This window comes from uncultured Campylobacter sp. (assembly GCF_937997595.1).
Taxonomy (GTDB): domain Bacteria; phylum Campylobacterota; class Campylobacteria; order Campylobacterales; family Campylobacteraceae; genus Campylobacter_B.
Genome location: NZ_CALKTS010000101.1, coordinates 1 through 5,184 on the forward strand (window position 1 = coordinate 1; position 5,184 = coordinate 5,184).

At 45.4% G+C, this 5,184-nt stretch carries 7 protein-coding genes and 1 tRNA gene; 2 read left to right on the top strand and 6 right to left on the bottom strand.

Translation table 11 applies throughout. The features are described 5' to 3' along the window. From Q0614_RS03600 to rplU, 5 genes are all read right to left on the bottom strand, one after another. On the bottom strand, positions 1-277 hold a 277-nt coding region (locus Q0614_RS03600; protein WP_298786594.1), incomplete at its 3' end, for a formyltransferase family protein. A 187-nt stretch (positions 278-464) separates the two neighbouring features. After that, complete coding sequence (locus Q0614_RS03605) at positions 465-806, bottom strand: hypothetical protein (RefSeq protein ID WP_298786596.1); 342 nt, start codon at positions 804-806, stop codon at positions 465-467. Positions 807-934: 128 nt separating this feature from the next. Further along, positions 935-1,990: a GTPase ObgE gene (gene obgE / locus Q0614_RS03610; protein WP_298786598.1), complete on the bottom strand. Its 1,056-nt coding sequence runs from the start codon at positions 1,988-1,990 to the stop codon at positions 935-937. A gap of 109 nt (positions 1,991-2,099) precedes the next feature. After that, positions 2,100-2,357: a 50S ribosomal protein L27 gene (rpmA, locus tag Q0614_RS03615; RefSeq protein ID WP_291938329.1), complete on the bottom strand. Its 258-nt coding sequence runs from the start codon at positions 2,355-2,357 to the stop codon at positions 2,100-2,102. A 10-nt stretch (positions 2,358-2,367) separates the two neighbouring features. After that, positions 2,368-2,676 carry a 50S ribosomal protein L21 gene (gene rplU / locus Q0614_RS03620; protein ID WP_040303368.1) on the bottom strand — a complete coding sequence of 103 codons (309 nt, stop codon included), beginning with the start codon at positions 2,674-2,676 and terminating at the stop codon, positions 2,368-2,370. 220 nt (positions 2,677-2,896) lie between these two features. Between rplU and Q0614_RS03625 the strand changes: the two genes are divergently transcribed. Both Q0614_RS03625 and Q0614_RS03630 read left to right on the top strand, forming a co-directional pair. Further along, a complete protein-coding gene (locus Q0614_RS03625) occupies positions 2,897-3,325 on the top strand; it encodes a hypothetical protein (RefSeq protein ID WP_040303372.1) in 429 nt (142 codons plus the stop codon). Between the two features lie 159 nt (positions 3,326-3,484). Then, a complete protein-coding gene (locus Q0614_RS03630; protein ID WP_298786600.1) occupies positions 3,485-3,946 on the top strand; it encodes a DUF411 domain-containing protein in 462 nt (153 codons plus the stop codon). Between the two features lie 150 nt (positions 3,947-4,096). Here the strand turns inward: Q0614_RS03630 and Q0614_RS03635 are convergent. After that, a tRNA-Gln gene (locus Q0614_RS03635) sits at positions 4,097-4,170 on the bottom strand. Between the last annotated feature and the right edge of the window lie 1,014 nt (positions 4,171-5,184).

The following is a 5,184-nucleotide window of genomic DNA, read 5'->3' on the forward strand; positions in this document are numbered from 1 at the left end:
AAATTTTACCGTATGCGGCAACCACGATAAAATCAGGCTTTAGCTCTTTTATCTGCGCCGTGACCACCTCGTCTCTTAAAGTCGCAGGCTGAAAGATCGGCACGGCGGGCAGGTGCCGCTGCGCGTAAATTTTAACTTCGCTCGGAGTTAAAATTTGCTTCCTACCCACGGGTTTATCGGGCTGGGTAAATATGGCAGCGATCTTAAATTTCGCCTCCGCAAGCGCACGCAAAATTTTAGCCGCATACTCGGGCGTTCCCATAAAAACTATACTCATTCTTTTCCTTTAAATTTAGCCACATCACGGTGCGAGCGATCACACGAGCGCCAACCGCGCGTGAAATAAAATTTTACTCAGATCGCGAAGCAAACCTGATCCGCACTCGCCCGCGCGAAGTAAAATTTATACGCGTCGCACAAACCAAACCCCGCGCAAACGGCAGCATTATTGCCGTTTTTCGCATTTATTTGACGGCGGATTGATTTTCATCTCCGCCTTGATCCTTCCACGGCCAAAAAGCGCACGGATCTTCGGACCAATCAATCTTTGCAGAGGATTTCGCCCTCAGCTCTTCTAGGCTAATCTTGCCGTCATGATTAGCGTCCAACCTCTTAAATTCCGAGCCTGAGCGCAGATTTAGCTCTGCTCTCAACCCAGATGGCACCTCGCTCGCCATCCACTCCTGCAAGCTCAGCGCGCCGTCACGATCCTTGTCGTTAAAGTCCATAAAATTTGGCACCGGATCGGCGGGGTCACACGCATATGTGCCGAAGCATAACAGCGCGAAAATTAAAATTTTATTCATTTCGCCTTCTTAAATTTTATCTTTTTGCGGCGTTTGCGAGCGATAAAAATAAAATTTAACCGCGTATGCGGGCGCGCTTAAGGCCTACGTTCGTCAAAACCCCTCTACGGCACGGCTTTTAGCGCAGCCTACAGCTCCTTTTTAAGCAGCTCAAGCAGGTTAAATTTTAGCTCGTTTATATTTTGTCCCGTAGCCGAAGATATCGGCATCACGAAAAACGGCTTAGCGGCGTCAAACTCATAAATATCTTGTTTAAATTTCATCTCGCCCGCCGTGCCCGCGAGCCCCAAATGCGACAAAAACGCGTCAAATTTTTCCTGCAAATTTTCTGCCGCGTCCGCGCGAGTTAGAGCGATCGCGTAGTCTCTTTTTGCAAGTCCCTCTGAAAATTTCGCCGTCTCGGCCCTCAGCGCGTCAAACTGCTCCTCAAGGCTGCGGTAGTTCGCAAGATCGAGCATAAAAAGTAAAATTTTCGTGCGCTCGACGTGTTTTAAAAACTGCACGCCAAGCCCGCGTCCTTCGCTTGCGCCCTTGATAATGCCCGGGATATCGGCCATGACAAAGCCGCTGTATTCGTCCACCTCGACGAGGCCGAGCTTTGGCGTGAGCGTGGTAAACTCGTAGTTTGCGATCTGAGGTTTGGCGTTTGAGACGGTCGAGATTAGCGTGCTTTTGCCGACGTTTGGAAAGCCTACGAGCCCCACGTCGGCGATGAGTTTTAGCTCCAAGCGCACCTCGCGCGTCTGCCCCTCTAGGCCTTTTTGCGCGTATTCGGGGGCTTGGTTGATCGAGCTTTTAAAGTGCACGTTGCCAAGCCCGCCTTTGCCGCCTTTTAAAAACAGCCTCGTCTCGCCGTCGTTTAGCATATCAAGCACCAGCTCGCCGCTATCCTCGTCGTAAACGCTGGTGCCGGGAGGCACGATAAGATAGAGATCCTCACCACTTTTGCCCGTCTTTTTGCGACCCTCGCCGGGCGCGCCGTTTTGCGCTTTAAACTCCCGCTTGCCCTTGTAGGATGAGAGAGTGTGGGAGTTTTTATCGACCCTAAAATACACGTCGCCGCCGTCGCCGCCGTCGCCGCCGTCGGGACCGCCTGAGATGACGAATTTTTCGCGGCGGAAGCTGACGCAACCTGCGCCGCCGCCCCCTGATTTGACGCTAAATTTTACGCTGTCTATGAACATAGCTATCCTTAAATTTAAAACGGCAATTATAGCCAAATGAGTTGAAGATAATTTTTAAACGGATGAAATTTTAAAAGAGGGGCTTGCGCCCCCGAAGATTTAGCGATATTTATGCAGCCGGATAAACCGATACTTTTTTGCGATTTTTATCTTTTCGCTCAAATTTTACGACGCCGTCGATCAGCGCGAAAATCGTGTGATCGCTGCCCATGCCTACGTTGCAACCCGGGTGCGTCGCGGTGCCGCGCTGGCGGATGATGATGTTGCCCGCGCGAACGAACTCGCCGCCGAATTTTTTGACGCCCAAGCGGCGTCCGATACTATCTCTATTATTTTGGGTTGAGCCCTGACCTTTTTTGTGTGCCATTTCCTATCCTTTATGCGTTGATCGAAACGACTTTGACGCGGGTGTATTGGCGTCTGAAGCCGCGTTTTACTTTTGAATCTTTGCGTCTGCGTTTTTTGAAGATAACGACTTTTTTATCCTTGCCTTCGCAAACGACCTCCAAAACCACCTTGGCACCCTTTACAAACGGTGCTCCTACCTTTAACTCGCCGTCGTTTAGCGCTAAAACTTCGCTAAGCTCGAGCTTTGCTTTCGGCTCTGCATTAAAATGGTCTAAATTTAGGTAGTTGCCCTCTTCGACCTTATACTGCTTGCCGCCGTGTTTGATGATAGCATACATCAAAAATCCTTTAAAATTTGGTAGCCAAAAAGGCATTTGCCGTGCAAAATTTAAAAGCCCGTTTGGTATGAAAGATTGCAATATTATCTCAAATTTTATAAATTCCTACTGAAACGCCTCGCAAAATTCCTGCGAAATTTCAAATTTCAAGGGCTCGGATTTATTTTAAACTAAAGATAAATGTGCTACTATCGCAACGAAATTTTTGAAGGAGAATTTTATGAGAAATTTAATAGCTGCGCTCGTAGCAGCGGTATTTTTTATCGGTTGTTCCAACTGGAATATATCCAACGAACCAAGCGGAGTACGCAATCAAACAAAATCCCAAAGCAGCAAAACAAATATCGGCGGCGTAAATGATAAAGTCCAAGAGGTCTCCACTGCAGGCACCACTGATATGGTCGAAACGACCTTGCCCGATAGCACAGGTATGACTAATGCGCCGAAAGACCGCAGCGATGCATTTCATATCAATCAAGTAATTTCTGCATGGAATAAACAGCCAGACTCCATCAAAACAACCGAAGACAATGGCAATATCTACACCTGGAAAAACTATAAGCCGGGCTGCGACGTATCACTTACCAGCGACTCGGAAGGCTACGTATCAAAATCCGCTATCAAATCAGCACTCTCTCAGTGCCTATAACTAAGCTTATCCGCGACGCCGAAATTTTAAAATTTCGTAAAATTTCGGCTTACGAGCGGGTCTGCTTCGTCAAATCTAATCTTAAAATCCTACGGTTCACTCTTAAAAATTTACTATACATATTGTATAATCGAGGACTTTTAATCACTGGAGTAAAATATGAAGAAAATTTTATTTGCAGGTGCGCTTTTGGCGGCATTAGGAAGCTATGTCGCGGCGGGCGAACACGTCAAGGTATATCACGGCGAGAGCTGCGGCTGTTGTCATAACTGGGCAAAATACATGGAGCAAAACGGATTTGAAGTCGAGATGATTTCACTGGTCGATGAGCCGCTTATTCAGAAGAAGAATGAGCTCAAACTTCCGCTGGAGCTCGCTAGCTGCCACACCGCGATCGTAGACGGATATGTAGTCGAAGGACATATGCCAGCAGGTGAGATCCGCACGCTACTAAAAAATAAGCCTAAAGACGTTATCGGCATAGCAGTACCTGGCATGCCACTAGAAGCGCCAGGTATGGAGCAAGGCTCTCAGCCCGAGGTCTATGACGTGGTAGCGTTTAAAAAAGACGGCTCATATCAAAGCATTGCCACTTACAAAGGCAAAGAAAAAATCAAATAATCCGCCGCTTTAAAGCGGCAACTTACTTATTATTTTGCCTATTTATGGCTTGGCGCAATTTACTTTAGCCGGCGAATGCTGCCACTATATGCAAAATGACGCGCAAATTAATTTCAAAAACTAGCATGATAAAGGAAATTAAAATTCGGATGGATGGGCTAATAGGGGTCGAACCTATATTCACAAATCCAGAGTTTGTTGTCCTGCCATTAGACGATAGCCCATTGCGGAAGCGGTATTTTATAGAATTTTGCTTTAAAAAAGCATAAGAGCGGGCGGAATTTTAAAATTTTGCAAAATTTTAATTAAATTTAAAGCCCTGCTGCGCCTAAACGATAAAATTAAAACGCAAAAGCTAACGCTGCTTTCATAGGCTTTGATAAAAGAATATGGCTGCTCGCCGCGGAGCTAAATTTTAAAATTTGGCTAGTTTATCTTATATTCGCGCCTTTGCGAGCTATTTGTCGCAGGATGAAATTTTAGCATATAAGCCTGTCTTCAAAACATATATGTTTAGTGCTCGCTGGGCGCGGGCGCGACCTTAAATGCTATAAATCAAACCGAAAATCCGCAGCAAACATAATTGCGACAAAACCCGAATACGGCGCCTAAATAAGCACCAATAGGCTTGTGATAGGATCGCACAAAAAAAAGCCCTACCAAATACTTGCCTCAAGCGGAACATAGAATTTATCACGATAAGGTGGAGTATAAACTAAAATTAAAGCCATATAATTTAAGTGCGAAGCTTGCATAAAATTTCTTGCAAAGGCCGTTCGCAGGCTCAAAAGATATTGCGAAATTGCGTAAAATTTGGCTACGGCAAGATTTTCCAGTACATTGTGTTAATACAAACCGAAAGTGAATAAAACACAATTACTCGAGGTAACAAAATTTTCCCATACGCTGCTAATACCGAACATTAAACGAATCAGATCAAGTACTATGGACAAAGTGAAATATTCCCGTACATTGTTAGTTCAGCACAGGCTATTACTAGACTAGGGCAAAATATGCGGAATTCATCTCCGCGTATCGTTTGAACACCTAGAAAGCACCTTGCTTTCCAGCTAAATAGCACGAGCAAATTCATATCGCGTGCTGTTTAAAACTCAAAAATTAATTGGAAATTTTAAATTTCGGGCACGGGTTCGCTTATAAGTATTTGCAAAAATAGCGCATCGAAGCTAGAAAAAATTCGCTTTATTGCACCTAAAATTTTGATGAAATTTCGCGTA

Bases quoted from the DNA above. Each gene is read 5' to 3' on its own strand.
- Q0614_RS03605 (WP_298786596.1), bottom strand. From the start codon at position 806: ATGAATAAAATTTTAATTTTCGCGCTGTTATGCTTCGGCACATATGCG.
- rpmA (WP_291938329.1), bottom strand. From the start codon at position 2,357: ATGGCACACAAAAAAGGTCAGGGCTCAACCCAAAATAATAGAGATAGT.
- obgE (WP_298786598.1), bottom strand. From the start codon at position 1,990: ATGTTCATAGACAGCGTAAAATTTAGCGTCAAATCAGGGGGCGGCGGC.
- rplU (WP_040303368.1), bottom strand. From the start codon at position 2,676: ATGTATGCTATCATCAAACACGGCGGCAAGCAGTATAAGGTCGAAGAG.
- Q0614_RS03625 (WP_040303372.1), top strand. From the start codon at position 2,897: ATGAGAAATTTAATAGCTGCGCTCGTAGCAGCGGTATTTTTTATCGGT.
- Q0614_RS03630 (WP_298786600.1), top strand. From the start codon at position 3,485: ATGAAGAAAATTTTATTTGCAGGTGCGCTTTTGGCGGCATTAGGAAGC.